We start from the raw sequence: 26,130 nt of genomic DNA, 5'->3' as shown, positions 1-26,130 counted from the left end.
TATAGAGTCTGGAGACAAAGTCGTGCCGAAACCGATCAAGACAATGGAGGATTTCTCGGAGTTCGTCGGCCTTTCTCGCCCCACAGTGTCCAAATACTTCAACGATCCGAGTTCAGTCCGAAAGAAAACGCGCGAGACTATCGAAGTTGCGCTCAAGAAATCAGGGTTTCGGCCAAACCTCTTTGCCGTCAACCTCAATCGGCGCCGGACCAATATCGTCGGGATCGTCATTCCAAATTCGATCGACCAGTTTTATATGGCGCTCACCCGAAGGATTGAAGCGCTGGCGACAGAAGCGGGGTTTTTCCCACTTGTCTTGTCGACGGACGGGCAGTCCGACCTTGAGGACAGGGCGATCCGCACCCTCAAATCGTTGAACGTGGCCGGTGCGATCATCGCGCCGCTTGGGGTGGAGTCCCACCAGCAGACTCTGGCGGAATACGGCAGAAGTGTTCCGCTTGTTTACGTGGATTCGCCATTGGATGACACTTCCGCTTTCGTCGGTACCGATAATCAGCAAAGCTTTGGGCTGATCGTCGATTATCTATGCCGGTCGGGCGAGCCACCGAGCTATCTCGGAATGCCCGATGTGAACACGAACGCCCGTACGCGCGAAGCTGCATATGTCAACGCGATGATGCGGTTCGGGTTGACGCCACACATCCTGCCTACGGCAAAAATCCGCACTTGGGATTTCGAAAGATTCGGCTTCGACGAGATGATGCGGCTCACCGACCTGAAACGATTGCCGACGAAAACCATTCTTTGCGCAAACGACCGAATTGCGTTCGGTGCGATCGCCGCTGCCTACAAGATGGGTCTTAAAGTTGGACATGGTACGACGTCCGACATCCGCATTGCCGGACATGACGATCATCCCCTGTCGAGATACGCATGTCCGCCGATCACGACGGTCGCGCAGAATGTCAGCGAAATCGGCAGACGGGCTGTTGATATGCTTCTCAGCATGCTCGGCGACAATGATGAGAGCGATAATAGAGTCGATGCGGCCTCGACTGCGCGCTTTCTATTATCCGCCGACCTCATGCTGCGCGAATCGGCCTAGTAACGAAGCTCGGCATAAACCGGGGGCGGAAAGCTGCCATATGGCCTGCTCAACGCGTCGCTGACCGCCCCAATCGCAGCTTTTGCCTTCGTCATCCCATCCCCATGTTCCTTCCCATGGGGTTTGAGCGAGGCTCATTACATTCAGTGCTTTAGTACGATTTTGCCTTGAGCTCCGGCAGCAAGCACGCTGTGCGCCGCACCGATCTCTCTTAACTCGAAAGAATGCGATATGGGTATGATGAGCACCTTCCGGGCTGCAGCATCGAGTACCGCGTCGAGTGTGGAAGCATCCGTTCGATGGTAGAGCTCGTGGATGGTAACGCGATTGTTCCTAGCGCTGTCAGGCACCGGAACGATGCTCGCGACTTGTCCATTATCGACAACGTGTCCGATCAGGTTTCCGGCCACGGGAGCCGCAGCGCTAATGGCATATCGAAAGGTAGGCTTCTGTGCCGCGACGGTGATATCCAAGGCCTCCCCAGCCAGCTCACGGGCCTCATCCAGCCGCTCCGGTCGAACACCCGCCACCGGCTCAGCGCCGAGTTGCTTCAGGTATTGGATTGCCGCCCGGCCGACAGAACCCAAGCCACCCGAGATCAATACGCGGTCGCCTGCGCCAATCCCGAGCGCCTCCACGGTCTGCCGTCCGGTAAGGCCTGCCTTTACCAAGGCTGCCCCTTCCTCAAAACTCAGCGCGGCCGGCAACTTGGCAACCGAGGTGGCGGGAACGACACCAAACTCGGCATGGGCGCCTTTGCCATTTGGTGGGAAATCGGCGACAACCCGGTCACCGACCGCCAAACCCGTCACGCCTTCGCCAATTTCCGATATCGTGCCTGCAGCATCTCCACCCAATACTGCCGGCAGCGAAAGCGGTATGTATTGCGCCATGAAGCCTTGACGCAGGATGAGATCGAATGGATTGACTGCGGATACTTCGATCTTGATCAGAACCTCGCCGGCACCCGGCTTTGGCGTCGGGATATCCCCGATCTCGAATTGATCGATACCGCCATATGATTTGAGAAGCACAGCCTTCATCACTCGTCTCCAAGGGCTCTCTATTGATTTCACGCAATTCGGCCCTGTTGCGGAACGACGGCAACGTTTGGAACGAAAGCCTAATCGCATCGGCAGCTACGGCTACGCCGGCTGTCAGGGCTCAACCTTGGCAAGGTGCTCTCGTCGCAGGACGAGAGCACCTTTGCCTTATGCGCCTTCGGTCAGCGACATCTGCTTCGAAGACGGACGCAGGACATTGTCCAGGGCCCAGCTACCGGCGCCGGCAAAGGCAATGAAGAGGAAGATGAAGCAGAACATGATCGCTGCCTCACCCATATTGAGTGCCGGCCAGAAGCCTTGCGGGGCATGCGCCATCCAGTAGGCGGCTGCCATTTCGCCGGAGGCGATGAAAGCGGCGATGCGCGTGAAGAGGCCGACAGTCATCAGCAATCCGGTGACGATCTCGATTGCGCCGGCGGCAAGCATGATGGCCGGCAACGGATAGGTCACGCCCGGAATTGCTGCCGGGAACTGGAAGAATTTCATAGTTGCATGTTCGAGGAACAGCAGTGCGGTCACGATCCGCAGGATCGCAAGAACGTGAGGGGTCCATTTCGTGGTATTCAACATGGTATTTCTCCTGAATGGCCGCCGAGATCGTCAGGCAGCAGTGGCTTTGAGTTCGAAATTTTCCTTCCAGAGCGCCATCATCGGCTTGAGCGCGCCTTCGACATAACTGGTGAGCACAGGCATATCGACGGGATCACGACCTACCCTGGCGGCAAGAAGCGCGATGATCGCATCGGATTCGGTCAGATAGCGATCTGGCTCGAGCTGAGCGGCGGGAAAGCTCACTTTGTCGAGCTGCCGGGCAAGTTCGGAGCGTATGTCATCCTCCAGCTGCGATCCCGGCTCGAATTCGTGAATTGCAACGGCATCCATCAAGCCGGCCTCCAGCAGGAACAGCTTCACCTTGAGACAAAACGGGCAACTCCTCTTGACGTAGATAACCGGCTTCGACGGCTCGCTCATCTTGCGTCTCTATCGACTGTTGCCGGCACGGGCGCATCGCCGAAGCGGAAGCTCGAGGCAGTAAGCCCGCCGGCGAAGTCAGTCTGATGGTAGGTGACGGCGCCGGGTTCGTCCCTTGCGGCACCAACGGCCACCATCAGCGGAATGAGATGATCCTCGCGCGGATGTGCTGCGCGGGCTGACGGGGCCTGTTCCCATTCGAGCAGGAGTTTTGCGCGCTCGTAAGGAGATGAATGAACCAGCGTCTGCTGGAGCCAGGCGTCGAACTGGCGGGACGGCTCGCAGCCCTCTCTCCCGCGCATCGCCGGCAGATTGTGATAGCTGAGACCGCTTCCGATGATCAGCACACCCTCGTCGCGCAGTGACGCCAGCGCCCGCCCAACCTCGAGATGCAAGGCCGGATCGTAGCCAACATCCAGAGACAGCTGAACGACCGGAATGCTTTCCTCCGGATAAAGCGGCTTCAGGATGCTGAAAGTCCCGTGATCAAAGCCGCGGGTCGGATCGAGCCCTGCCTCGACCCCGCGCGCATGCAGCAAAGCCTGTACTCGCTTGGCAAGCTCAGGTTCGCCCGGAGCGCCATATTTGATGTGATAGAGATACTCCGGAAAGCCATGATAGTCGTAAACCATCCCCGGATGGGCGCCCGACGATATGGAAAAGCCCTGTTCTTCCCAATGGCCGGAGACAACCAGGATCGCCCGGACCGCATTCCCCAGCTCGGCACGCATCTCGATCAGAGATTGCTCAAGCTTGTCGAAATTATTGCGGAATTCACCGCTCATGTAAGGCCAGGGGCCGCCGCCGTGACTGATGAAGTAGGTCGGAAGACGAAGCTTGTTCACGTGTTTCATCCTTGTCGCGGGGCACTCACCATCAAAGTCGAAACCGGAGAGGGTGATGTGCCAGGCCGTGTGATCTGGCCAAGCTAACTTTTCTCATTTATTGATCAATGCAGCTTACATTGAAGAAACATTTCCTACGAGTTGATGATCCATGGATACGCTAACGAGCTTGCGGGTCTTTTGCGCAGTGGCGGAGTTTAAGAGCTTCACAGCGGCAGCCGATCGGCTTGGCCTCTCGCCGGCAATGGCGAGCAAACATGTGATGCATCTTGAGAACCGGCTGGGAACCCGGCTTCTGAACCGAACCAGCCGGCATGTCAGTATGACGGAGAGCGGCATGCTCTATTTCAATCAGGCCCGGCAGATGCTTGATGGACTGGACGAGGTGGAGGCGGCCGTCAGCAACGTCACCGTCATGCCGCGTGGAACCTTGCGGCTCAGCGCACCGGTATGGGCGGCAAACGCGCTTGTCGCGCGGATGATCGCCGAATATCACCAGCGCTATCCTGACGTGCGCTTCGACATGGATCTCAGCGGCCGGATCGTCAATCTCGTCGACGAGGGCTTCGACCTCGCCCTGCGGGCGACCTCCCCCGAGCGGCTCGATCCCAATCTCATCGCCCGACCATTGATGCGCCTTGCTTTTCATCTCGTCGGATCTCCGGCCTATCTGTCACGCACAGGCCGGCCGAGAGCGCTGGCCGATCTCAATGGTCACTCGCTACTGGCCTATAGCGGCATGAACGCGAACGGCAGCATAGCTGTCGCCGGGCAGGACGGCACTCAGACCGTGAACTTCCGTCCTGTCATGCAAAGCGAAAACGAAATCATGCTGCATCTGGCTGCGCTCGAGGGCATGGGGCTGGTTTTCCTGCCGATGTGGATGACGCAAACCGATATCTCCGATGGCCGATTGGAGATGGTGCTGCCGAAAGCCGTGACATTCGACGCCACACTGCATGCGGTCTATCCCAGCAGGAAATATCTTTCCGCGAAGGTTCGAACCTTCATCGACTTCCTCGCTTCGCGGCCGAACCTGTGCTCGGAAGCAGCTGAAGACCGCTGACCGCATAGCCCCATTTCAGCTGGATGTTTCCTGCGAAATCTTGCGGCTTTGGAGGCGGCGAACGCGTGGCACCATTGTCATATCCGGCAACCGGTCGACCTTGCGCTTTTTGACGCTCCTCCGGTGCTTTTCGCCGCTGCAACAAAACTGAATATGAAAGCACACACAGCAATCTTGCGGACGGCATAGTCACCCTATGAGCCGGGCCGATGCGACACGCGAACGCCCTTCTGTTGGTGCAAGAACATGAGGCACTGCCATTATGCATATCAAGCTTTTCGTCGTCGGCGCTCTGGCGTCATTCCTGGCCGTTCCGGCCCTCGCCGCCGATCTCACCTACGAACATCCCGCGCCAACCGCCGAGCAGGGTCCTTCAGCCTATGACTGGTCCGGCTTCTATCTCGGTGGACAGGGCGGTTATGTCTGGAACAAGGGGACCGTTTTGGGCACCGACAGCAATCTCGACGGCGGCACGGCCGGCGTTCATGCCGGATATAATTTCCAATCCGGCAATATCGTCTACGGTATCGAAAACGACTTCAACTACAATTTCAAGGACAAGAAGGAAGCGAATCTCGAATGGGATGCGTCGGGCCGCGCTCGCGTCGGTTACGCCCTGGACCGCACGCTGCTCTTCGCGACAGCCGGTGTCGCTGCTGCCGGCGGCAAGGTTGATGTTTCTGGCGTCGGGAAAAAGGACGATATTCTGATCGGCTGGACCGCCGGCGGCGGCATCGAGCACGCCCTGACCGATAATGTCATCGTTCGCGGCGAATACCGTTATTCCGATTTCGGAAACAAGGATTTCGGGTCGGCGATCGGGGATTTCGGCGCCACTCAGAACAAGGTCCTTGTCGGCGCAAGCTATAAGTTCTGAAAGAACGAACAGGGCCTTTATCAACCAAAGACAGCAAATTCCTTTTAATATAGGATATTCGGTGCGATTCTTCGGTCCGCTCCGGAGATGACGATTATGTCTGAAATGATAGTGGCAACGCTTTCCAATACTCGAACAGTTGAAGACATGATTGCTGCATTCCGAGACGAAGAACATTGCTGTCGTTTGCTGGAGGGCATGGTGTGGCCGAATGGTAGGATCTGCCCGGCCGTGGTTACAAACACTCGATCGCGATAGCTGGCCGGGACGTAGGCAAGCACCGTGCACGTCCGGGCCTCTATCAATGCTCCAGCAGTGATTGCCGTTTCCAGTTCACGGTGACAACGCACACGCCTCTGCATGCCACGAAACTTCCCTTGCGCACATGGCTCAAGGCGATGTGGCTGTTGCTGCAATCGGACAAAGGCTTGTCCTCGATCCGTCTCGCCGAGACACTCGGGGTGAGCCAACCGACCGCCTGGCGGATCGGTCATGCGCTGCGCCTCATGGTAGCGCGCGAGCACATGCTCGATAGCACGGTGGAAGTTGACCATTTCTATCTTGGTGGAGGGCCAAGAAAGCAGCCTGATGGGCCGCCACCGGGGCGAGGCCGCAAGGGGCAGGCAAAAACGGAAAAGACGCCGGTCGTGGGGATCGTGCAGCGACCGGCAGACGTCACTCCCGGGTCCAAAGCGGGTGACGCCCGCGCCGCTGTCGCAACCGGCCTTTCATTGCGTGCTGCCGTGAACGCAATGGCAACACAAGTTGAGCTGCATGCACACTTGATGAGTGATGAGGCTAAGGCGTTCGTGGCCATAGGCGAAAGCTTTGCCGCACACGAGACGGTCAACCACTCCAGCCGCGAATATGTCCGGGATTCCGTCCACGTCAATTCAGTTGAAGGGTTCAACGCTCGAGTTCGGCGAACCATCGCAGGTGTTTTTCATCACATCAGCCCAGAACTTGCAGACCTTTATTTTCATGAAATCGGCTTCCGTTGGTCCCAGCGTATTGTCACCGGCCAAGCCGTGCGAAAGAGCAGAAGCGGCAAGGAAAGCATGAAAAACCTCTGGTCACGGGTGCCGCTTGCGCTGCAGTTACTCCAGGTGTTCCGTGCTGCCACTGGCCGCCAAATGCGCCGAAGCCACGACGGCGGCATCAATATCAAATCCGCCGTGGCTGTCTTTGGTTGATAAAGGCCGCGTACGCTAAGCTGGGGCAGGCCGTGAGCTCTCGTCTCGAACCCACATAACAGTTTGTCGACTGGTCGCGAATTTCCTGGCTATCGCAGAAACGCTGATGCCCTTCGCGAGATCATCGCGCACATCCTGTTTCTGTTCTTGGCTGAGTGTGGACGGCCGGCCGAGCGTCCTACCTTCTGATTTTACGCGCCTGAGGCCGGATTGACTTCGCTCGATCAGCAAATCTCGCTCGAACTGAGCTACCGCATTAAGCACCTGCATGGTCATCGTGCCGGACGAGCTGATGAGATCGGCGCCGCCGAGCGCCAGACAGTAGACCCTTACCCCCGTTTCGACGAGAGCCTTGACGGTTGTACTGACATCAATGGCGTCACGGCCGAGCCGATCGAGCTTGGTCACGATCAAAATGTCCTCGGACTCCGGCTTGTCCATGAGCAGGGAGAGGCTGAGGCGTTGTGCGATGGCGGTGCTGCCCGAAACCGTCTCGGTGATGATCCGGCTGTCGCGATCATGGTTCACAGGACAGATCGCCGCCTGGGCACTTGAGCTGCTCGGTCAGATCGCGGGTCCGCTGCTCAGTGAGCGCGATCGCGCACTCGCCGAGCAGCATCGACATGATCGTGCCCTCTCGGCCGAGGCGATCCGGATCGCTTCCAGTTTCCAGGTTGCATTCGAGGTCACGAAATTTGAGCCATGCTTCCTGCGCGAGCTTCAGATTGCGCTTGCCAAGCGGTTCGAGCCTGGCGTCGAGAGCTGCATAGGCCTGATCCAGGGCGCTTTCCGCAGTCTTCAGCTTGCCGGCCGCACAGAGGGTCTTAGCTGTCTGATTCGGCGCCTCGGCACAGAGAGCAGGGGCGGCGGCAAAGCTTTGAGTACAAGGCAACATGCCTGCTGCAACGATTAGGACCCATAGGTATAGGGCCTGTGATGTGCGGCGTCCTGGGCGTGCCCAACGGTGCGGGCGACTGCGAGGTCTCGAGATATGGCGTGCCATTGCATCGATATCGCTCTGAAATGACGGGAGCTCCAATATCAGCTTCTCCTGTTGTTTGCGGTCCGCAAGAAGCTGCCGGCCAAGAGCAATGCAGCGGAGGGATCGCCGATATCTGCCGATCTATAATCATTAGTGCAGGCAACACGGGATGACAATAAGGAGCCGAAAAAACGATATAGAAGAAAATTTACATGTTTGGCTCGGGTACGTGATTGGTCCACTCGGCATTCGTCCTTCGATATCGTTCCGGGGTCAGGCCGGCAAATGCGCCGAAGCCACGACGGCGGCATCAATATCAAATCCGCCGTGGCTGTCTTTGGTTGATAAAGGCCACGAACAGTAAGCGGTGCCGGCCAAGACCGGCAGACAAACCGGCAATTGGGCTCAAGAGAAAATCTTCGGCTCAATTGCCGATACCAGCATGTTCCCGGCCTGCCTTTGCAAACATCACCCGGCTATCCGGCTGGAACGAAAATCCAGCTGTGCCCGTGCTGAAACAGGAGAGCCGGACGCGGTCATAGCCTGCCTCTCCACCTTTTCGTCCGGATCACGTGTCAGGTGCTGCCGCGCAATTCCACGTGGGGTTCGATCAACAGATGCCTGGCGTCACGCCGGCCATCAATCCTGCTGAGCAGAACCTCCACAGCCGTCCGCCCGAGTTGCATCTGATTTTGATCGACGCTCGTCAGACCGACAAGCGGTATGGCGGCCATCGGAGAATTGTCGTAGCCGATGATGGCAAGATCTTCAGGCACCCGAATTGCGCTTGTCCGCGCGGCATTGATCAAGGGCACGGCATCGAGATCGGACCATACGAAGACTGCGCGCGGACGGTCCTTTGAATCGAGAAAATTCCGGATCGCCCGCTCGCGGTCGACGGCGACCGGCGGCAGCCGGATGATGCGTCCCTTGAGCCCGGCCTGCTTCATGGCGTCGAGGTAGCCCTCCTCGCGCTGCAGCGCGACGATGGTCGCCGGCGAATCCAGGAGATCATAGCTCAGCATGGCGATATCCCGATAGCCGGCGCGCAGGGCCGCCTCGACAGCCAGATATCCACCCCGCCTGTCGTCCGAATTGACGGTATCATAGGTCTCGGCCTGCGGCTCATGATGCGCGATGACGACGATCGGAATCTGCCGCGCATAGCGCTCGAGAACCTTGCCGGATATGCGCGGGGCAATGATGACGACGCCATCCATCCGGTTGTCGATCATCGATTCGATCATTGACGCTTCGATCGAGCTTGCCGAGCGCCCAATGCCGATCAATGCCTTGAAGCCATTTTCCGACAGCGCGGCATTGGCCTCTTCAATGACGCCCGGAAGGAACGGATTCGACAGCTCGATCACCAGAACACCAACCGTCTGCGTCCGTCCACGCATCGCACGCGCGGCAACCGATGGACGGTAATTGAGTTTTTCGATCGAGGCTTCCACCTTGCCTCTCAGGCTGCCGCTGACGCCATAAGCATTGCGCAGGACTTTCGATACCGCCGCTACGGATACGCCCGCATCTTCTGCCACATGCCGGATGGTCACCCTCTCCTGCGCCGCGTTAACAGTCTGATTTTTCATCATAAAGCGTCTCAATCCCCGATCTCGCCAAATTATAGGCACAAAACTCTTGCGCCGCAATCGATTGTGTAGAATGATATACATAGAACGATACACAAAATCGTATCCCGCCGGAGGACAGGCGGCTGAGGAGGCATGCAATGACAATTCGCTCAGACCACGGCGCCGCCGTGGCCAAGACCCGTGTCGATTCCGCATTCCAATTTGCTGCATCGATGATCGCGCCCGCCTGCGATGCCGGCCAGGGAACCGCAGGGACATTCGTCTCCCGGCAATTCACGCTGGAAAAACTGCCAACCGAAGCGACGCTGCGTATTTCTGCGCTGGGGCTCTATCGCGCCTTCATCAACGGCAGACGTGTGGGCGACGATCTGCTTACGCCGGGCTGGACCTGTTATGATGATCGGATCGCATACCAGACCTACGACATTACTGAACATCTGCGCATTGGCGAGAACCGCATCGAGATCTGGCTCGGGGACGGATGGTACCGCAGCCAGCTGATGTGGGCGCCTAACCCGGTCTTCAATTGCTGGGGCGAACGGGTGGCGGCGATTGCGGAGCTGAATGGCGACGGCCGGCTGCTCTTGAAGACCGACGACAGCTGGAAGAGCGGCTTCACGCCGGTCGCCCGCAACGGCATTTACTATGGAGAGGATTACGACGCTCGCATCGCGCCGCACGACAGCCATGGCGTCGAACTTTTGGCCTTCGACAAGGGATTGCTCGTTCCGCACGAGACGGGCGCCGTCAAGGAACTCCCCGAGCATACACCGATCGACAGCTGGATCGAGGACGGCGGCAGCAACGTCTATGATTTCGGCCAGAATGCCGGCGCCTATATCCGCATCCGTGTGAAAGGCGAGAAAGGTGCCAAGCTTTGCATCGAACATTCGGAAGTGCTCGGCCCTGGGCGATTTTTCGACAATCGCAACTATCGCAGCGCACGCGCCGAGTTGATCTATACGCTCGCCGGAGAAGGCGAAGAGGTCTACGCGCCGCTCTTCACCTTCATGGGCTTCCGCTATGCGCGCGTCAGCATCACCGGCCAGGCGGAACTGGTCAGCATTGCCATGGTCCCGATATCGTCCGTTCCCGTGGCCGCCGGCGGTTTCAACTGCGGCGTCGAGGCAGTCAATCGTCTGGTCGAAAACACCATCTGGTCGCAGCGCTCCAACTTCATCGAGGTGCCGACGGACTGCCCGCAGCGCGATGAACGATTGGGTTGGACCGGCGACGCCCAGGTTTTCGCAGGAACAGCCTGCTGGCTGGCGGACAGCCAATCCTTCCTTATGAAATTCCTCCGCGATGTCATGCATGACCAACGCGCCGATGGGGCGGTTTCGCATTTTTCGCCGGACCCGACACGGCTTCATCCGATCGACGGCCGTGGTGACTGGGCGGGCTCGACCGGCTGGGGGGACGCCATCGTCATCATCCCTTGGCAGCTCTACCTTCACTATGGCGATTCCGCCGTGCTCAGAGAATGCTTTCCGGCCATGCGGCGCTGGCTCGATTATTTGTGGGGCATTTCCAACGGACCGATTATCCGGCCGCCGGCCGTGTGGGGAGCGCACGGCTTTACTTTCGGCGACTGGCTGCAGCCCGCTGGCGACAATCGCAAGCCGCGCCCGACAGTGGCCGATGATTGCGCGGCGACCCTTTATCATTTCATTTCTACCCAGTTGGCAGCAAAGATCGCCCGCATTCTCGGCGAAGATCAGGAGGCTGAACGTCTGGAGATCCGGAGAGAGGAGATCCGGAATGCCTTCAAGACCGAGTTCTTTACGCCGTCCGGTCGTATCGCACACAATGATCAGACATCATGGGCGCTGGCCTTCCTATATGGCCTTGTTCCACCGGAGCATGAAGAGGCTGCCCGCGCCTATTTCCGGCGCGTCTCGGAAGAAACCGACGGCGTCATCGGCACGGGCTTCATAGGAACCCCCGCACTGCTTCCGGCTCTCACGCGGCTCGGCATGCATGATCTTGCCGAAAAGATGTTCCTCAATCGCAAGGTGCCAGGCTGGCTATACCAGGTGGACCACGGCGCGACATCGATATGGGAGCGATGGGACGCGCTTGCCGAGGACGGCACGATCTACGATCCTGACATGAACAGCTACAATCACTACGCCTATGGAGCCGTATGCCAATGGCTTTTTGAAGACGTCGCCGGGATCAAACCGTTGGAGGACGCGCCGGGCTTCGAAGAAATCTCATTCGACCCCACCATCCTGCCGGCACTATCGCCGGTCTCAGCCTGGCATGACACGCGGTTCGGACGCATCGAGACTGGATGGACGGTGAAGGGAGAAACCGTCACATGCCGTCTGTTGCTGCCGGAAGGCATAACGGCCCGCCTGGAAGCGGGACAGAATCGAAGATCGCTAAACGTGGATGGCGCCGGGATCGAACCAGGCGGAGAACTCAAACTGACCAAGGGGGAACACACGATCACCTTTGCCATCTGATACGACAGCTTGCGGCACCTTACCCGCAAGCAGGCAGCTCAATTCATTCCGGTCTTCAGGAGGAGGAAATGACTATGAGAATGATGAAGTGCGTCCTCGCCGCAATCTCGGTGTCGCTGGCGGCGGGCGTCGCGCATGCCGACGTGACGCTCAGCGTCCTGATTGACACCAATCCCGAATCCATCGCCTCGTTCGACGCCGTTTCCAAGGCCTATACGGAAAAGCATCCGGATGTGAGCTTCGATGTCGAACAGCGTGCCGGCGGATCGGAAGGTGACAACATCATCAAGACTCGTCTTGCGACCGGCGAAATGGCCGATATTTTTCAATACAATAGCGGTTCACTGTTCCAGGCCTTGAAGCCGGAACGAACAATGGCGGATCTGAACGATCTTGCCTCCGAAGCCGGAATTCTCGACAGTTTCAAAAAAGTGGTCACAAGCCCGGACGGCCACGTTCGCGGCATCCCATTCGGTCCGGCCATGGGTGGCGGCATCTTCTATAATCGCAAGATCTATGCCGAACTCGGCCTTACGCCGCCCAAGACCTGGGCGGAATTCATGGCCAACAATCAGAAGATCAAGGCGGCAGGCAAGGTGGCGATCGCACAGACCTACGGCACGACCTGGACCTCACAGCTTTTCGTGCTCGCCGATTTCCACAATGTCCAGGCGGAAATCCCGGATTTTGCCGCCAACTACACTGCCAACAAGCAGAAATACGCCGATACGCCGGCCGCCTTGCGAGGGTTCGAGCATCTCGAAGAGGTCGCCAAAGGCGGATTTTTCAATGCCGATTTCGGCGCAGCAACCTTCGACGACGGCATGCGCATGGTCGCCACGGGCGAAGCCGCGCACTATCCAAATCTCACTTTCGGTATCGGAAACATACAGCAGAATTTTCCAGACAATCTGAAAGATCTCGGCTTCTTTGCGCTTCCTGGAACAGATGCTGCCAAGAATGGCCTCACTGTCTGGATGCCCGCCGCACTCTATGTCTCCGCGAAATCGCAGCATGTCGAGGAGGCCAAGAAATTCGTCGACTGGGTCGGTTCCAAGGAAGCCTGCGAGCTGATGGCCAAGGCCGTTCCTTCAGGTCCCTATCTCGTTAGGGGATGCGAGCTGCCGAAAGACATTCCGCCCGTCGTCTCCGACATGCTGCCGTATTTCGAGACAGAAGGACACGCAACTCCGGCATTGGAGTTTTTGTCGCCGATCAAGGGGCCGGCCCTCGAGCAGATCACCGTCGAGGTCGGGACCGGAATTCGCTCCGCCAAGGACGCCGCGGCTCTCTATGATCAGGATGTCGAAAAGCAGGCCAAACAACTTGGACTGCCCAACTGGTAACCTCCCAGCCGATCCCCCGCCCGGCACCGGTCCGGGTGGGGGCGCAAGGTAGCTCCATGGCCACACGCAAATCACCTTATCCCTACTGGTTCGTCCTACCGGCGGCCGTGATATTCACGGTTCTCTTTCTGGTGCCGACTGCCGCTTCCTTCTGGTTCAGCCTGACACGCTGGGATCTCTTTACCACCCAGTTCATCGGCCTGGACAATTATCGCCAGTTCTTCCGGGAACCATTTTTGATCCAGGGCCTGGTCAACACGATCATCTATGCGGTGATGACCTCCGCCACAAAGACGATCCTGGGTCTGCTGCTGGCAGTCCTTTTGACCTCGGGCATCTGGGCGCAGGGCTTGCTGCGCACTGTGATCTTCTTTCCGGTTCTCGTATCGACGATCGGCGTCGGCATCACGTTTTCCGTATTGATGCATCCGACCCGCGGCCTGATCAACGTCACGCTTGCCGCCATAGGCATTCACGGACCCGGCTGGCTGACGGACCCGGCCCTGGCGCTCTATTCGATTGTCTTCGTCGATCTCTGGAAGGGCATCGGCCTGGCGACCGTCATCTACATCGCCGGTCTCGCCTCGATCAGCCCCGATTATTACGAAGCCGCCAGGATCGACGGTGCGACACGTCGCCAGATGTTTTTCCGCGTCACCGTTCCGCTGGTGAAACCGGCAACGATTACCGTCGTAACCCTGTCGCTGATCGGTGGACTGCGCAGCTTCGACCTGATCTGGGCAATGACGCGCGGTGGGCCCGGCTTCTCCTCGGATGTGCTGGCAAGCGTTATCTACAAGCAGTATCAGGCTGGATTTTATGGCCTGTCGACGGCCGGGAATGTCATCCTGTTCATCCTCATCGGCGCGATCATTCTACCGATAACAGCCTGGTTTAACCGTAGGGAGGTGGACCTTTGACACGCCGTCAGCTTTATACCGGCATTGCATCCCTGGTTGCCTGTGGCTTGATATTCGTCTTGCCCTTCCTGTTCATCTTCATAACCGCTGCCAAGACAAAGCAGGATGCTGCATCATTGACTTTTACCCTGCCTCAGGAATGGCACCTGCTGCAGAATTTCATCGAGGTTATTCAAACGCGTAATTATATGCTTCTACTAGCATATTTCAATTCGACCGTTATCACTGTTGCTGCCGTTTCGCTTCTCGTTCTGCTCGGTGCCATGGTCGGCTACATCCTGCAGCGTCGCCCATCCGGCTGGAATAGAATTATCTACGGTTGTGTTCTCGCCGGCCTCATGATTCCGCCTGCCGTTGTGCCAACCATCTGGGTCCTGCAGTCGATCGGCCTCTTCAAGTCCATATCGGGAATGATACTGATTCAGGTTGCCTATGGTCTTGCCTTTACCGTCCTCATGTTCCGTAGCTTCATCGCCACAATCCCACGCGATCTCGATGAGGCGGCGATCATCGATGGAGCAAAGCCGTTGCAGATCTTCTTTCGCGTCGTGCTGCCACTGCTGAAGCCCGTGACCGTGACCATCATCGTTGTGCAGTCGATCGCCATCTTCAACGACTTCACGAACCCTCTCTACTACCTGCCTGGCAGAGAAAACGTAACGGTACAGCTGACGCTCTACAATTTTCAGGGACAGTTTCAAACGCAGTACAATCTTCTTTTCATGAATATTCTATTGGTGACGATCCCGCCGCTCATCGTCTTCGTGTTCTTCAACAGGCAGATCGTAGCAGGCATGACGGCCGGCGCAGTGAAAGGATGAACCATGGCAAGTGTCGTTCTTCAAAATATCCGCAAGGACTTCGGCAGTTTGACCGTGATGAACGGTGTCGATCTGACCGTCGAAGGAGGCGAATTCTGCGTCTTCGTCGGCCCGTCCGGCTGTGGAAAGTCCACTCTTCTGCGCATGATCGCGGGATTGGAAACCTCGACCTCGGGCCGGATCTCCATCGACGGCAAGGATGTGACGGACGCCGAGCCTTCGGAACGCGGCATCGCGATGGTGTTTCAGTCCTACGCGCTCTATCCGCATCTGACCGTCAGCGAAAACATCGGCTTCGGTCTTTCGCTCGCCAAGCGCCCCAGGGCTGAGATTGAGGAAAAGGTTCGGCAGACGGCCGATATTCTCCAGCTCTCGCATCTGCTGGATCGAAAGCCGAAGGCGCTCTCCGGCGGTCAACGGCAACGGGTCGCGATCGGCCGGGCAATCATTCGCAATCCAAAGGTCTTCCTGTTTGACGAACCCCTCTCCAATCTCGACGCATCCTTGCGGTCGCAGATGCGGATGGAACTGACCGAACTCCATGCCAAACTCGGAGCAACGATGATCTATGTCACCCATGATCAGGTCGAGGCCATGACTATGGCAGACAAGATCGTCGTGCTCAACGGTGGCCGGATCGAACAGATCGGAACGCCGATGGACCTTTATCATAACCCGGCCACACCTTTCGTCGCAGGCTTCATCGGATCGCCGAAGATGAACCTGTTTGAAGGCGAAATCGCTGCCAGGGAGGGGTGCGGGACCTACGGAATCCGGCCGGAACATATCGCACTTTCCGCGGCGGAAGGAAAATGGCAAGGGCAAGTGCGCCATATCGAACGGCTCGGGGCCGACACGGTCGTCCATCTGGATGTCCCCGAATTGGTATCGCTTGTCGCACGCACCGATGGCGATCGGCCGATCCAGATTGGCGAGACTTTGTTCGCCACGCCGTTGACCGGCAAGGAGCACAGATTCTCATAGGAGCGAGCCACGATTAATCTTGATTCAAGAGATGCCGGGCCGTAAATCCGTGGTGACGGCAACCTCATCGCCAAGGTCAAGAAATGCGCCGACTGGGATATGGCCGCCAAGACGACCCAGTTAAAAGGCTATAGCATGCGCTAATGTAGGAGGCGGTTGCAGTTTGTTCGCTCTTCCACGCAATAACGACAATCAAGAACTGCATCTCGACGCAAGCTTGCTATTCCCGCACTGTATGTTGCAAGCAGATGCACTTCGTTTCAGTCAAGAAACTACTGCTGATTTGCAAATAATTTCGAATTATACAATTTGAAGTTACCGCTCAAGCCTATGAATTATTTCAATAAAATTATTTAATGTTGGTCATCGTTAATTATTTTCTCAGACATATCTGGCTTCTTTAATATTGCAGCGCCGAATGCGACGAGCAGGATGCTCCTTACCTGCAATGTTCCCGACGTTCAGAGCAGGCAATCGCCGACCTATATCAATCTTCGTGGTGTAGGCAGCCGCCAGCTCGCTAAAAATCAACGAGCCGCCATGTCATTCTTTCAGAACGCCAAGATCCGCACGAAGGTGCTCTCCATCATCATTCCGATCTGTCTGATCGGGATCGCAGGTGTCCTTGTCGTATCGAACCACTATAGGGACACGGTTGCCACCTACTCGAATTTCATTGCCAAAAATGAAGCGGCAGCGGTGGAAATGTCGAGAGCCAGCCAGCGCATAACCGCCATGAGTTACAACGCCTACCAGATCCTGCAATATACAGCCAAGGACCCGGAGATGGCGACGTTTTCGAAGGACTATGAGGAGAATAAGCAAATTCTTCTGCAGCGTTTCGCGAACGTTAAACAGTTGATGCCCGCTGAAGCGGATGCCGTGGAAAAGCTGGCCTCAAGGGCCAATGATATCATCGTCCTTACGGATCAAGCCGTAAAAGCCGGTCTGGTCGATGACAACGACACCGCCGCCAAGCTCTTGAAGCAGGTGGATCCGATGATCAATGACGAGGTGGTTTCGGTTCGCCAGTGGCTCGATACGTTCAATAAGAACATCAATGACAAGAGCAACATGCTGGCGGAACATGCGAGCAGCACCATTACAAATGCTCTGATCGCGCTTGGCCTTCTCTTTGCCGCGGCCATTGCGATCGCCGTTCTCGCGTCCACTCGCGGCATTGCCACCCCCATCGAACGGCTGCGGGCGCGCATGGTTTCCCTCGCCGACGGCAATACCGATGAGCAGATCGTCGGCATTGGGCGCAAAGACGAAGTCGGTCAGATGGCTGCGGCCGTCTCCATCTTCCGCGACCATGCCATCGAGCGAATAAGACTGGAACAGGAGGCGAGCGCCAATCGTAGCCTCTCCGAGAAGGAAAGACTTGAACGCGAAGCGCAGAAGGCCAAGGATGCGGCGGACACGCAATTTGCCGTCGATGGCCTGGCAGGCGGCCTGGCCGAGCTTTCGAACGGCAACCTAGTTTATCGCATCGAGCAGCCCTTCGTCGATCACCTCGACCGCCTGAGGGCGAATTTCAACGCCTCGATGGCGAAACTGGAGGAAACGCTGCGTTCCGTTGGCCAGGGAGGTCAGGCCATTGCCGCCGGCGCCAGCCAGATCCGCTCCGCCGCCGATGATCTCTCCAAGCGCACCGAGCAGCAGGCAGCCTCCGTCGAGGAGACAGCGGCCGCCCTTGAGGAGATCACCACCACCGTCAAGGATTCCACCCGGCGCGCCGAGGAAGCGAGCTCGCTGGTCGGACGCGCGCGCATCGGCGCCGAAAAATCCGGCGAAGTCATGCAGGAAGCGATTGCCGCAATGGAGGCTATCTCAAAGTCCTCGGGCGAGATCAGCAACATCATCGGCGTTATCGACGATATCGCCTTCCAGACGAACCTGCTTGCTCTCAATGCCGGCGTCGAGGCAGCGCGGGCGGGCGAAGCGGGCAAGGGCTTTGCCGTTGTCGCGCAGGAGGTGCGCGAGCTGGCGCAACGATCCGCCACGGCCGCCAAGGAGATCAAGGCGCTGATTTCGACATCGGGCCAGCAGGTCGACAGTGGCGTCAACCTCGTCACCAGAACCGGGCAATCGCTCCAGCAGATCGTCAAGGAAGTCGAAGAAATCGACCGCAACGTGCGAGCGATCGTCGAGGCAGCCCGCGAGCAGGCGACCGGCCTGCAGGAGATCAACACGGCCGTCAACAGCATCGATCAGGGCACACAGCAGAATGCTGCCATGGTCGAAGAATCCACCGCGGCAAGCTACAGCCTTGCCAAGGAGGTAACGTCCCTGAATGAGCTGCTCAGACAGTTCAACCTGCAAAATGGCCGCAGCCATGCGCGACCGGCCGCTGCAACGGAACGATCCAGCCCTGCCGCATCGCCTGCGCGTGCGCTCCGCTCCAAAATCGCCGGCGCATTCGGTGGTTCCGGCGCGGCCGCAGCCGCATCGGCGTCCTGGGAAGAGTTTTGATCTTTAGGTCTTCTCCAATCCTAAAAGGATTGCCAGGCTTCACAATCAGGATCGCGGTCAAGCTGACCGCGATCTTGTCGCACCGAGACAGCGCCCCATTGGTTGCTGCAACACCATCGCCGGATAGTCCGGTGATGACGCTTTTCCGGGGTTCGCCTAGCTGACCCCGTTGAATACCACCATCTTGTCGTCGGCCATCTCTTCCATCGTCCATGGAATACCCCCGACACCATATCCCGACTGCCTGCGCCCGGCAAAAGGCATCCAATCGGTTCGAAAGGCAGTGTGGTCGTTGACGAGCACGGCTGATGCATCAAGATGCCTTGCAGCCTTGAGCGCAACGGCTATGTCCGCAGAAAAAACGCTCGCCTGGAATGCATACAGCAGCGAGTTGGCTATGCCGATCGCCTCATCAACGTCGCTATAGCCATAGACACAGGTCAGCGGTCCGAAGACCTCGAGCCGCGACACCTTGGCGTCCGCCGGCGGATCGAGCAGGACAGAAGGTAGGAGCGTAGTCTCAGACAGTCGCCCTCCACCGAATTGCCTTGCTCCGGCATCGGTCGCTTCCTTGATCCAGCTTGCGACACGCTCAGTCTCGCGCGGCAGGATCAGCGGCCCGACCTCCGTCTCTTTCAGCGTGGGATCACCCACACGGAGGCTTGCGACCTTGGTGGCGAGCGCCTCGGTGAAGTTGGTTCGAATGTCATTGTGTACGAAGATGCGCTGCACCGACACGCAGACCTGCCCTGCGTGATAATAGCCGCCTTTGACGATCGTCCCGACAATTGCCTCGATGCTGGCGCTGCGATCGACGATGACGGGGGCTGCTCCGCCATGCTCCAGAGCGCATCTCGTGCCTGGAGGCAGCTTGCTTTTCAGATACCAGCCGACCTTTGCTGAGCCAATGAAGCTCATGAAGGCAACGCGTTGATCCGTAGCAAAGCTCTCGGCAAGCGCATTGTCCTCCGTGATGAAGGTCTGGCACCAGCGCTCGTCCAGTCCCGCCTCCCAGAACAGCTTGACGATCTCGACGCAGGAGATCGGCGTGGTCGCGGCCGGCTTGACGATGACCGGGCAGCCGACGGCCACGGCCGGCGCAATCTGGTGGATGATGAGATTGAGGGGGTGGTTGAACGCCGATATTGCCGCCACGACGCCGATCGGCTCCTTGGTGGTGAAGGCCCATCGGTTGCTGCTTGCAGCAGTCAGGCCCATCGGGATTTCCTTGCCGCCAAAATTGCGCAGCTCGTCTGCCGCGTTGACGAGACCGTCGATCCCGCGCGTGACCTCGATGATCGCATCCGTCAGTGGCTTGCCACCTTCGCGGGCGATCATGATGGCAAAGCGGTCACGGTTCTCCGCGAGAAGCTCGGACGCCCTTCTGAGGATAGCCATCCTGCGATGCGTCGGCAGCCAACCCTCGCGGTCGGCAAAGGCCCTCGCGGCGACGTCAAGCTTGCGCTCGAGAGCTCCCGCATCATCGGCCGGGATTTCCGCAATGAGCTCGCGATCGAATGCCTGATAGACCTTCAGGTTAGGCGTCATCTTGATCCTCCAGAATGGCGGGAAGCCGCTCGCGCAATTCCTTCACCAGCACACGCTCGTTTTCCGAGTAATCGACGGGGACGTTCACCACATGAACGCCACCTCTGGAAAAGGCATCTTCGAGAGCTTGCTTGAACTGGCTGATGTCGTCGACCCTCGTTCCCTTGGCGCCATAGGATTGTGCATATTTCACGAAATCCGGGTTGCCGAACGTCATTCCGAAGTCCGGGAACTCGTCCACCGCTTGCTTCCAGCGGATCATGCCATAAGCATCATCCTCGATGACGAGGATGACGAGGTTGAGTTTCAGCCGGACGGCCGTCTCGATTTCCTGCGAATTCATCATGAAGCCGCCATCACCGCAGACCGCCATGACGCGCCGCTCGGGATAGAGCATCGAGGCGACCATGGCCGACGGCAGCCCCGCGCCCATCGTTGCAAGGGCGTTGTCGAGCAGCAGAGTGTTCGCCATGCGCGTCCGATAGTTCCGTGCGAACCAGATCTTGTACATGCCGTTGTCAAGCGCCAGAATGCCGTCATGCGGCATGACCTCGCGGATGTCGTGGACCAGCCGCTGGGGCGTGAAGCGATCCTCCGTGGCTCGATCTGCGATGCGATCAAGGATGCGTTCCCTCAGGTGAAGCAGGGCCTGGGCGTTCGGCAGCTTGCCTTCGAGACGATCCGCCAGCGCCTTCAACGATGGGCCGATGTCGCCGATGACTTCCGATTGCGGGAAATAGACCTGTTCGACGGTCGCCGGCTGATATCCGACATGGACGACGTTCGGACCGCCCTTGCCCATGATGAAGGGCGGCTTCTCGATCGTGTCATGGCCGATGGTGATGATGAGATCGGCCTGTTCGATCGCCTCATGGACATAGTCTCGCTCCGATAATGCGGCGGTGCCCATGTAGAGCTCAGTCCCGCCTGGGACCGTTCCCTTGCCCATCTGGGTCGTGAAGAACGGGATACCGGTGCGGATGACGAATTGTGCGATGTCCGATGTCGAGCGGGGGCGCGAGGCTGCGGCGCCCAGCATGAGCAACGGGCGTTTCGCCGCGATGATGAGCCCAGCTGCGCGATCAAGCGCCGCGTCACTGGCGATCGGCAGCTCCAGCTGATGCGGGGCGATGAGGGCGACCGGTTCGCATTCCTCGGCGGCGATGTCCTCCGGAAGCTCGAGATGGACCGGCCCCGGCCGTTCTTCCTGTGCGATCCGGAATGCTTCCCTGACCATCGTCGGGATCATCTGCGGCGAGACGATCTGCCGGGCAAGCTTGGTGAGCGGCTTCATCGACGCCACCACGTCGACCACCTGGAACCGGGCCTGCCGGGACGAAAGTATCCCTTTCTGGCCGGTGATCATCACCATTGGCATGGCTCCGAGCAGCGCGTATGCCGCGCCCGTCGAAAGGTTCAAGGCGCCCGGCCCGAGCGTCGTCAGGCAGACACCCGGTTTGCCCGTCAGCCGGCCATAGGTCGCGGCCATGAATGCGGCCGCCTGCTCATGCCGGGTCAATACCAGTTGAATGGATGATTTGCGGATGGACTCGACAACATCGAGATTTTCTTCGCCTGGAATACCGAAAATGCGGTCGACACCTTCGTTCTCAAGTGCGGCCACTAGGAGATCGGAGCCTTTGGTCATGGATGGAGCTCGTGCTTGTTGGCAGATCGATTGATGCCTCCAAAACGGGGAGGCAGGCCGCAAGAATAGATCCTTTTACGGGCTAGTCCATCATAGTTGTATCAGATTCCAGTTACCGCAGATGACCGGAGCTGCGCGCGAATGCTCGACGAAAGCAGGCGAAGCCGAGTCACGGAAGGGATGGCTATCGCTGATGCCAAGGCTTCAAAGACGATCTGGTGCAAAAAAACACGTTTGATCACAGGACTTGGCGGGCACTATTAGCAGATGTGCTTGATCTGACAGCAGTTGCCCGCTAGGTTGCCGCCGCGATCAACTGCAAAGACATGGGGATATCATGCCAACTGGCACGGTTAAGTTTTTCAACACCGATAAGGGCTTTGGCTTCATTACGCCGGAAAGCGGAGGACCTGACGTTTTCGTTCACGTCTCCGCTCTGCAATACGGCAACGTGCTCAGGGAGGGGCAATCTGTCTCCTACGATCTGGGTCAGGACCGGAAGACCGGCAAGTCAAAGGCGGAAAACGTCAGACCGCTCTAATCATTATGGACACGTCACTACCCGAGATCTCGGGTAGTGCACTCGGGCGCGATGAGAATTCATCTGAGCGCCCTGCCTTGTAGTGGGCATGGGCGGTAGCCTTTCGCCCGTTTCTGCCGCGTCAGCGCGAGAAACATTCTGACGGCATCCCTCTCATCCTCGAAATGATGCGCCATCGTCTGTCCGCTGAAACCTATGCGGCCCCAGCGTCGGGTGAGACAGGTGTCCCCGAACAATGTCGTCGATATCTCCAGCGCGTAGTAGCGGGCCATGTTCTTCGCAGCATTGGTGCGTTCGATGTAGAGATGATAGGGCTGAGTGAGCATGCCGGAAGAATCGTCGATCACGCGGCTGCGGTCCAACGAGTGTTTTGAATCGGTCGGCCAGCTTCGATTCATTTCCGTTATGTATTCGGCGATCCGCCGAACAATCGTCAGCCGAAGCGGCCTGGAGCCGCCTCCGGCCTAGCAATGCCTCAAGGCTCATGTGCTGCGTTGGCGACGGATCACCAGGGAACCGTTCGGCCCAGATAGTCCAGATATTCAAGGCCGCGCTTCCCCTGCTGGCCGATAAGCACATTCACCAGGTTTGGAATGCTTTCCTCGATCGTCAGCCGCCCGTCGGGACCGCCCAGATCGGTCTTGACCCAACCGGGGGCCATGAGCACCAATGCACGCGCATCATCTGCATGCCGGGCGGCATAGCTGCGCATCAATGTGTTCAAGGCAGCCTTGCTGCCGCGATAGACCTCCCGCATGCCCGTCGTATTGTTGCTGACGCTTCCCTGCCCCGATGACATGACGCCGATCAGCCCCTTGGGCGAAACGAGGTCCTGCAGCCATTCCACGGTTCGCATCGGGCTCAGCGCATTCGTCACCATGACACGCACGAATTCCTCGGTGGTCACCTCCGCGATAGTTTCGGTCGGGACATTCGTCGTCCCGGCATTGACGAACAGCATGTCGAAGACGCGGTCGTCGAGCCGCGCGCGCAGCGAGGCGAGCTGTTCCGGTTCGTTGATGTCAAGCGTTTCGATGGCGACACGCCCCTCGGAACGGTCTGCCAGATCGTGCAGTTTCGTCCTTGCTGCCGATGCCCGCACCGTGCCGACGACGGACCAGCCTTTCTTGAAGAATTCCTCGGCCATGGCATGGCCGAGCCCGCGCGACGCACCGATGATCAGGATGCCGCCGGCGGACGATGATGATGACGGCATGGAGCATGCCTCCTCTGTTTGTTTGTTGTGCGAGCAATATGAAAGCCCGGTCTGGATTTCGCCAGACGCACAGGATGCAAAGAATAGTTGCGTTAGACGCTAGGCATGCTGATCGATCTGGTCTACCCAATTGCCATGGAAGACATCGATCTCAATCTGCTCGTCGCCCTTGATGTCCTGCTTGCCGAGGGGAGCGTGACGGAAGCAGCGAAGCGTCTCGGCTTGAGCCCCTCCGCCATGAGCCGCACACTGTCGCGGCTACGTGCCGTGACGGGTGATCCGTTGCTCGTCAGAGCGGGCAGATCCCTCGTGCCGACACGGTTTGCCGAGACCCTTCAAGATCGTGTTCACGCCGTCACGCAGGATGCGCGCGCCATTCTTCGGCCTGCTGCGGCCGGCGAACTCGATGTCACCACATTGGACACCACGTTTTCGATCCGCGTGAGTGAAGCCTTTCTCGAGCTTTTGTCGGCACCCCTCGTCGCGGCTATCACGCAAGCCGCCCCTCATGTCCGTGTCCGCTTCGCGCTGAAGCAGGACAAGGAGCCGCATATGCTGCGGGAAGGACTGATCGATCTCGAAATCGGCGTGCTGGGTGTGCCTGCGCCGGAGCTGCGCACGCGACTTCTGCTTCGTGATCGGCTGGTTGGAGTGGCGCGGAAAGGCCATCCTCTGCTGACGGGCGGGGCGATAACAGCAAAGCGCTATGCCGCCTGCGCCCACATCGCCGCTTCCAGAAGGGGAGAATTTGCCGAAGTGGTCGACGAGGCCTTGGACAGGAAAGGTCTGAAGCGGGAAATCCGCGTTGTGGTGCCTGGCTTTCCGGATGCAATGAGAATTGCCGCTTCGACGGATTTCATCGCGGCTGTCCCCCTCTCCTGCCTCGGCAAGAGCAAGCTGAACGAACCGGTGGGCGAGTTTGGTGTTCGAAGCTTTGAATTGCCGTTCGAAACGCCGGAAATACTCATTGCCGCCATATGGCATCCGCGCGTCGACGCCGACCCCGCCCATAGATGGCTGCGCAATATCATCACGCGCGTCTGCCGCGCGGCCTATCCATGAATTGATCCGGCAGTCGGTGAACTGCAAAATGAGAAGCATTCGCCCACGTCGTTCCCGACCGTGGAAACTATCTTGAAAATGGAGTGTCGGAATTTCGTTCGGCCAATCGTCTTTAAGGCAGATAGGTCATGGAGATCAGCAATGACGATAACGATCACCGCCTTTGAAAAATCGCCGGATCGCGGCAGGGGTCTGGCGCGCGACATGCGCGTTCGCTGGGCGCTCGAAGAAGTCGACCAGCCTTACGAAGTGCGCCTCCTCTCCTTCAAGGCGATGAAGGAGCCTGCGCATCTTGCCCTTCATCCCTTCGGGCAGATCCCGACCTATGAAGAGGATGGCCTTGCCTTGTTCGAATCGGGGTCGATCGTGTTCCATATCGCAGAGCGCCACGCCGGCCTGTTTCCGGACGATGCCAACGCGCGCGCACGGGCGATCACATGGATGTTTGCGGCTCTCTCCACAGTCGAGCCGCCGATCATCGAGCGCGCGACCGCAAGGTTCCAGGAGCGCGATCAGAGTTGGTATGAGCAGCGCCTGTCCATGGTCGACGAACGCATCCGCCAGCTGCTGAAGGCACTTTCCGATCGCCTCGGCAGTGCCGATTGGCTCGAGGAGGCATTCAGCGCCGGTGATCTTATGATGATATCAGTCCTGCTCAGAGTGAAGGACTCGGGCCTATTGCGGGACTATCCGAACCTCTCAGCCTATATCGCCCGCGGCGAAGCCAGGCCCGCATATAAACGGGCTTTCGCAGCTCAGCTCGCAGTCTTCACCGCCGCATCGAGCGACTGACTGGGCGCAAGGCCAATCAGTCCTTCTCGATCCGCAAGCCTTCTAGGAACGTCCGAAAAGCGCCGACCGCCAGTTTCGACGTCGCTTCTGGATCGTCCGAATTGGCAATCCACTGCGCGGCACTAATGCTTGCCGCATTGATGAGGCGGGCGCCCGCCTCCGGGTCGATATCGACGATCATCCCCTCGTCGCGAAGGCAACGAAGGCTTTCGGTGATCGTCGCAATGCAGCCATTGGCACTTGGCCACCCAGAGGGATCGCCAAGCACGGCTGGACCGTCGCGAAACATGATGCGCTGGATTTCCGGCTCCAGCGCCATTTCGACGTAGCCAACATTCTCGTCGACCAGGCCCTGCCAGCGCGACGGCGCTTTCGACGAAAGCGCGCACAGCCTCGAAGCCATTTCGGCATCGATCTCGCTGACAACCGCCTGCAGCAGCCCCTTCTTGTCGCCGAAATGATGATAAAGTGCACCTCGCGTCAATCCGGCGGCGGCCGTAAAGTCATCCATCGATGCTTCGGCATAGCCGACGCTGCCGAATGCCTTACGACCGGCGGCGAGTAACTTGGCTCGCGTCTCGGCGATCATTTCACTGCGAGGTTTGCGCATTGCGTTTCCGTCGATCACTCACATTAATTTGCA

At 58.4% G+C, this 26,130-nt stretch carries 24 protein-coding genes and 1 pseudogene; 13 read left to right on the top strand and 12 right to left on the bottom strand.

Annotated elements, in window-relative coordinates; translation table 11 throughout:
* Positions 1 to 43 precede the first annotated feature (43 nt).
* Entirely contained in the window at positions 44 to 1,066 is a 1,023-nt protein-coding gene (locus ABOK31_RS32310; protein ID WP_349962847.1) for a LacI family DNA-binding transcriptional regulator, read from the top strand.
* A 143-nt stretch (positions 1,067 to 1,209) separates the two neighbouring features.
* Here the strand turns inward: ABOK31_RS32310 and ABOK31_RS32305 are convergent, their stop codons facing one another.
* The 4 genes from ABOK31_RS32305 to ABOK31_RS32290 form a co-directional block, all read right to left on the bottom strand.
* Entirely contained in the window at positions 1,210 to 2,109 is a 900-nt protein-coding gene (locus ABOK31_RS32305) for an NADP-dependent oxidoreductase (protein ID WP_349961775.1), read from the bottom strand.
* A 168-nt stretch (positions 2,110 to 2,277) separates the two neighbouring features.
* The gene (locus ABOK31_RS32300) at positions 2,278 to 2,700 is read right to left on the bottom strand and encodes a DoxX family protein (RefSeq protein WP_174173636.1); all 423 of its coding nucleotides are present in this window, start codon (positions 2,698 to 2,700) and stop codon (positions 2,278 to 2,280) included.
* A 30-nt stretch (positions 2,701 to 2,730) separates the two neighbouring features.
* Entirely contained in the window at positions 2,731 to 3,102 is a 372-nt protein-coding gene (locus ABOK31_RS32295; RefSeq protein ID WP_349961772.1) for a glutathione S-transferase N-terminal domain-containing protein, read from the bottom strand.
* Positions 3,099 to 3,947, bottom strand: coding sequence for a class III extradiol ring-cleavage dioxygenase (locus ABOK31_RS32290; protein WP_349961770.1), 849 nt, complete (start codon positions 3,945 to 3,947; stop codon positions 3,099 to 3,101). The genes ABOK31_RS32295 and ABOK31_RS32290 overlap by 4 nt, the downstream gene beginning before the upstream one ends.
* 151 nt (positions 3,948 to 4,098) lie before the next feature.
* Here ABOK31_RS32290 and ABOK31_RS32285 point away from each other — a divergent pair, with 151 nt between their 5' ends.
* From ABOK31_RS32285 to ABOK31_RS32275, 3 genes and pseudogenes are all read left to right on the top strand, one after another.
* Positions 4,099 to 5,013 carry a LysR family transcriptional regulator gene (locus tag ABOK31_RS32285; RefSeq protein WP_349961769.1) on the top strand — a complete coding sequence of 305 codons (915 nt, stop codon included), beginning with the start codon at positions 4,099 to 4,101 and terminating at the stop codon, positions 5,011 to 5,013.
* A gap of 262 nt (positions 5,014 to 5,275) precedes the next feature.
* Positions 5,276 to 5,890, top strand: a complete 615-nt coding sequence (locus tag ABOK31_RS32280) for an outer membrane protein (protein ID WP_174173640.1) — start codon at positions 5,276 to 5,278, stop codon at positions 5,888 to 5,890.
* Between the two features lie 96 nt (positions 5,891 to 5,986).
* A pseudogene (locus ABOK31_RS32275) lies at positions 5,987 to 7,083 on the top strand (IS1595 family transposase).
* 15 nt (positions 7,084 to 7,098) lie between these two features.
* Here ABOK31_RS32275 and ABOK31_RS32270 read toward each other — a convergent pair.
* The 3 genes from ABOK31_RS32270 to ABOK31_RS32260 form a co-directional block, all read right to left on the bottom strand.
* A complete protein-coding gene (locus tag ABOK31_RS32270; protein WP_349961767.1) occupies positions 7,099 to 7,611 on the bottom strand; it encodes a recombinase family protein in 513 nt (170 codons plus the stop codon).
* Positions 7,601 to 7,978: a lysozyme inhibitor LprI family protein gene (locus tag ABOK31_RS32265; protein ID WP_349961765.1), complete on the bottom strand. Its 378-nt coding sequence runs from the start codon at positions 7,976 to 7,978 to the stop codon at positions 7,601 to 7,603. The genes ABOK31_RS32270 and ABOK31_RS32265 overlap by 11 nt, the downstream gene beginning before the upstream one ends.
* Positions 7,979 to 8,640: 662 nt before the next feature.
* Positions 8,641 to 9,660 carry a LacI family DNA-binding transcriptional regulator gene (locus ABOK31_RS32260; RefSeq protein WP_349962845.1) on the bottom strand — a complete coding sequence of 340 codons (1,020 nt, stop codon included), beginning with the start codon at positions 9,658 to 9,660 and terminating at the stop codon, positions 8,641 to 8,643.
* 140 nt (positions 9,661 to 9,800) lie between these two features.
* Between ABOK31_RS32260 and ABOK31_RS32255 the strand changes: the two genes are divergently transcribed.
* From ABOK31_RS32255 to ABOK31_RS32230, 6 genes are all read left to right on the top strand, one after another.
* Positions 9,801 to 12,134 carry a family 78 glycoside hydrolase catalytic domain gene (locus tag ABOK31_RS32255; RefSeq protein WP_349961764.1) on the top strand — a complete coding sequence of 778 codons (2,334 nt, stop codon included), beginning with the start codon at positions 9,801 to 9,803 and terminating at the stop codon, positions 12,132 to 12,134.
* A gap of 68 nt (positions 12,135 to 12,202) precedes the next feature.
* Positions 12,203 to 13,480: an extracellular solute-binding protein gene (locus ABOK31_RS32250; RefSeq protein WP_174173643.1), complete on the top strand. Its 1,278-nt coding sequence runs from the start codon at positions 12,203 to 12,205 to the stop codon at positions 13,478 to 13,480.
* 56 nt (positions 13,481 to 13,536) lie between these two features.
* Positions 13,537 to 14,400 carry a sugar ABC transporter permease gene (locus ABOK31_RS32245; RefSeq protein ID WP_349961763.1) on the top strand — a complete coding sequence of 288 codons (864 nt, stop codon included), beginning with the start codon at positions 13,537 to 13,539 and terminating at the stop codon, positions 14,398 to 14,400.
* On the top strand, positions 14,397 to 15,221 hold the full coding sequence (locus tag ABOK31_RS32240) for a carbohydrate ABC transporter permease (RefSeq protein ID WP_349961761.1): 825 nt from the start codon (positions 14,397 to 14,399) through the stop codon (positions 15,219 to 15,221). The genes ABOK31_RS32245 and ABOK31_RS32240 overlap by 4 nt, the downstream gene beginning before the upstream one ends.
* A 3-nt stretch (positions 15,222 to 15,224) precedes the next feature.
* Positions 15,225 to 16,205 carry an ABC transporter ATP-binding protein gene (locus tag ABOK31_RS32235; RefSeq protein ID WP_349961760.1) on the top strand — a complete coding sequence of 327 codons (981 nt, stop codon included), beginning with the start codon at positions 15,225 to 15,227 and terminating at the stop codon, positions 16,203 to 16,205.
* Positions 16,206 to 16,745: 540 nt separating this feature from the next.
* Positions 16,746 to 18,680: a methyl-accepting chemotaxis protein gene (locus ABOK31_RS32230; RefSeq protein WP_349961758.1), complete on the top strand. Its 1,935-nt coding sequence runs from the start codon at positions 16,746 to 16,748 to the stop codon at positions 18,678 to 18,680.
* A gap of 156 nt (positions 18,681 to 18,836) precedes the next feature.
* Here ABOK31_RS32230 and ABOK31_RS32225 read toward each other — a convergent pair whose 3' ends face one another.
* Both ABOK31_RS32225 and ABOK31_RS32220 read right to left on the bottom strand, forming a co-directional pair.
* Positions 18,837 to 20,228, bottom strand: a complete 1,392-nt coding sequence (locus ABOK31_RS32225) for an aldehyde dehydrogenase family protein (protein ID WP_349961756.1) — start codon at positions 20,226 to 20,228, stop codon at positions 18,837 to 18,839.
* The gene (locus tag ABOK31_RS32220; RefSeq protein ID WP_349961755.1) at positions 20,218 to 21,876 is read right to left on the bottom strand and encodes an acetolactate synthase large subunit; all 1,659 of its coding nucleotides are present in this window, start codon (positions 21,874 to 21,876) and stop codon (positions 20,218 to 20,220) included. The genes ABOK31_RS32225 and ABOK31_RS32220 overlap by 11 nt, the downstream gene beginning before the upstream one ends.
* A gap of 337 nt (positions 21,877 to 22,213) precedes the next feature.
* Between ABOK31_RS32220 and ABOK31_RS32215 the strand changes: the two genes are divergently transcribed.
* Positions 22,214 to 22,417 carry a cold-shock protein gene (locus ABOK31_RS32215; RefSeq protein WP_047631453.1) on the top strand — a complete coding sequence of 68 codons (204 nt, stop codon included), beginning with the start codon at positions 22,214 to 22,216 and terminating at the stop codon, positions 22,415 to 22,417.
* Between the two features lie 59 nt (positions 22,418 to 22,476).
* On the opposite strand, the gene ABOK31_RS32210 is transcribed toward ABOK31_RS32215, so the two are convergent.
* Together ABOK31_RS32210 and ABOK31_RS32205 are read right to left on the bottom strand one after the other, a co-directional pair.
* Entirely contained in the window at positions 22,477 to 22,743 is a 267-nt protein-coding gene (locus tag ABOK31_RS32210) for a WGR domain-containing protein (protein ID WP_349962844.1), read from the bottom strand.
* 179 nt (positions 22,744 to 22,922) lie between these two features.
* A complete protein-coding gene (locus ABOK31_RS32205; RefSeq protein ID WP_349961753.1) occupies positions 22,923 to 23,633 on the bottom strand; it encodes an SDR family NAD(P)-dependent oxidoreductase in 711 nt (236 codons plus the stop codon).
* 135 nt (positions 23,634 to 23,768) lie between these two features.
* Here ABOK31_RS32205 and ABOK31_RS32200 point away from each other — a divergent pair, with 135 nt between their 5' ends.
* Positions 23,769 to 24,695 carry a LysR family transcriptional regulator gene (locus tag ABOK31_RS32200; RefSeq protein ID WP_350019320.1) on the top strand — a complete coding sequence of 309 codons (927 nt, stop codon included), beginning with the start codon at positions 23,769 to 23,771 and terminating at the stop codon, positions 24,693 to 24,695.
* Between the two features lie 141 nt (positions 24,696 to 24,836).
* Positions 24,837 to 25,487, top strand: a complete 651-nt coding sequence (locus ABOK31_RS32195) for a glutathione S-transferase family protein (RefSeq protein WP_349961749.1) — start codon at positions 24,837 to 24,839, stop codon at positions 25,485 to 25,487.
* A gap of 16 nt (positions 25,488 to 25,503) precedes the next feature.
* Here ABOK31_RS32195 and ABOK31_RS32190 read toward each other — a convergent pair whose 3' ends face one another.
* Positions 25,504 to 26,097, bottom strand: a complete 594-nt coding sequence (locus ABOK31_RS32190; RefSeq protein ID WP_349961748.1) for a TetR/AcrR family transcriptional regulator — start codon at positions 26,095 to 26,097, stop codon at positions 25,504 to 25,506.
* Positions 26,098 to 26,130: the final 33 nt, after the last annotated feature.

Origin of the sequence: Rhizobium sp. ZPR4 (genome assembly GCF_040215725.1) — a bacterium.
Classification (GTDB): Bacteria; Pseudomonadota; Alphaproteobacteria; order Rhizobiales; family Rhizobiaceae; genus Rhizobium; species Rhizobium rhizogenes_D.
Note: the sequence above shows the minus strand (reverse complement) of the source record. Positions and strands in the feature narration are given on the sequence as shown.

What these genes read in the sequence shown, in the direction of transcription:
- ABOK31_RS32225 (WP_349961756.1), bottom strand. Translation starts at nt 20,228, where the DNA reads ATGACGCCTAACCTGAAGGTCTATCAGGCATTCGATCGCGAGCTCATT.
- ABOK31_RS32310 (WP_349962847.1), top strand. Translation starts at nt 44, where the DNA reads ATGGAGGATTTCTCGGAGTTCGTCGGCCTTTCTCGCCCCACAGTGTCC.
- ABOK31_RS32255 (WP_349961764.1), top strand. Translation starts at nt 9,801, where the DNA reads ATGACAATTCGCTCAGACCACGGCGCCGCCGTGGCCAAGACCCGTGTC.
- ABOK31_RS32295 (WP_349961772.1), bottom strand. Translation starts at nt 3,102, where the DNA reads ATGAGCGAGCCGTCGAAGCCGGTTATCTACGTCAAGAGGAGTTGCCCG.
- ABOK31_RS32205 (WP_349961753.1), bottom strand. Translation starts at nt 23,633, where the DNA reads ATGCCGTCATCATCATCGTCCGCCGGCGGCATCCTGATCATCGGTGCG.
- ABOK31_RS32230 (WP_349961758.1), top strand. Translation starts at nt 16,746, where the DNA reads ATGTCATTCTTTCAGAACGCCAAGATCCGCACGAAGGTGCTCTCCATC.
- ABOK31_RS32260 (WP_349962845.1), bottom strand. Translation starts at nt 9,660, where the DNA reads ATGAAAAATCAGACTGTTAACGCGGCGCAGGAGAGGGTGACCATCCGG.
- ABOK31_RS32280 (WP_174173640.1), top strand. Translation starts at nt 5,276, where the DNA reads ATGCATATCAAGCTTTTCGTCGTCGGCGCTCTGGCGTCATTCCTGGCC.
- ABOK31_RS32200 (WP_350019320.1), top strand. Translation starts at nt 23,769, where the DNA reads ATGGAAGACATCGATCTCAATCTGCTCGTCGCCCTTGATGTCCTGCTT.
- ABOK31_RS32300 (WP_174173636.1), bottom strand. Translation starts at nt 2,700, where the DNA reads ATGTTGAATACCACGAAATGGACCCCTCACGTTCTTGCGATCCTGCGG.
- ABOK31_RS32265 (WP_349961765.1), bottom strand. Translation starts at nt 7,978, where the DNA reads ATGTTGCCTTGTACTCAAAGCTTTGCCGCCGCCCCTGCTCTCTGTGCC.
- ABOK31_RS32305 (WP_349961775.1), bottom strand. Translation starts at nt 2,109, where the DNA reads ATGAAGGCTGTGCTTCTCAAATCATATGGCGGTATCGATCAATTCGAG.
- ABOK31_RS32215 (WP_047631453.1), top strand. Translation starts at nt 22,214, where the DNA reads ATGCCAACTGGCACGGTTAAGTTTTTCAACACCGATAAGGGCTTTGGC.
- ABOK31_RS32220 (WP_349961755.1), bottom strand. Translation starts at nt 21,876, where the DNA reads ATGACCAAAGGCTCCGATCTCCTAGTGGCCGCACTTGAGAACGAAGGT.
- ABOK31_RS32250 (WP_174173643.1), top strand. Translation starts at nt 12,203, where the DNA reads ATGACTATGAGAATGATGAAGTGCGTCCTCGCCGCAATCTCGGTGTCG.
- ABOK31_RS32210 (WP_349962844.1), bottom strand. Translation starts at nt 22,743, where the DNA reads ATGCTCACTCAGCCCTATCATCTCTACATCGAACGCACCAATGCTGCG.
- ABOK31_RS32285 (WP_349961769.1), top strand. Translation starts at nt 4,099, where the DNA reads ATGGATACGCTAACGAGCTTGCGGGTCTTTTGCGCAGTGGCGGAGTTT.
- ABOK31_RS32195 (WP_349961749.1), top strand. Translation starts at nt 24,837, where the DNA reads ATGACGATAACGATCACCGCCTTTGAAAAATCGCCGGATCGCGGCAGG.
- ABOK31_RS32190 (WP_349961748.1), bottom strand. Translation starts at nt 26,097, where the DNA reads ATGCGCAAACCTCGCAGTGAAATGATCGCCGAGACGCGAGCCAAGTTA.
- ABOK31_RS32235 (WP_349961760.1), top strand. Translation starts at nt 15,225, where the DNA reads ATGGCAAGTGTCGTTCTTCAAAATATCCGCAAGGACTTCGGCAGTTTG.
- ABOK31_RS32245 (WP_349961763.1), top strand. Translation starts at nt 13,537, where the DNA reads ATGGCCACACGCAAATCACCTTATCCCTACTGGTTCGTCCTACCGGCG.